This window comes from Klebsiella sp. K47 (assembly GCF_051858335.1).
Classification (GTDB): domain Bacteria; phylum Pseudomonadota; class Gammaproteobacteria; order Enterobacterales; family Enterobacteriaceae; genus Klebsiella; species Klebsiella pneumoniae.
The window spans coordinates 1-231 of the sequence record NZ_JBPYUI010000326.1 but is presented as its reverse complement, the minus strand read 5'-3'; the positions used below and the strand labels follow the sequence as shown (position 1 = coordinate 231).

Sequence of the window (231 nt, the reverse complement as noted above, 5' to 3'; positions counted from 1 at the left end):
AGCGCGGCGCCCACCTTGTCTTCCATCGGCAGGCCGATGCGCGTGAAGTAGGTGCCGTGCTTGATCTCCGGTACCAGCCAGATGCCGCGGTTGGCGCGGCCGGCCTGCTGCACCAGGAAAGCGATGATCTCGTCCAGCGTGGCGAGGCGGAACTGGCCTTCGAACGCGGTGCTGCGCAGCCCCGCCTGAGCGCTGCCATGGCCGGACGGCACCCTGCACCACAGCGCTGGA

At 69.3% G+C, this 231-nt stretch carries 1 protein-coding gene; it reads right to left on the bottom strand.

Features of this window, described 5'->3' with window-relative positions; all coding sequences use genetic code 11:
- Nucleotides 1-231, bottom strand: a 231-nt coding sequence (locus tag RRF55_RS28240) for a hypothetical protein (RefSeq protein ID WP_439419331.1), incomplete at both ends; no start/stop codon positions are given.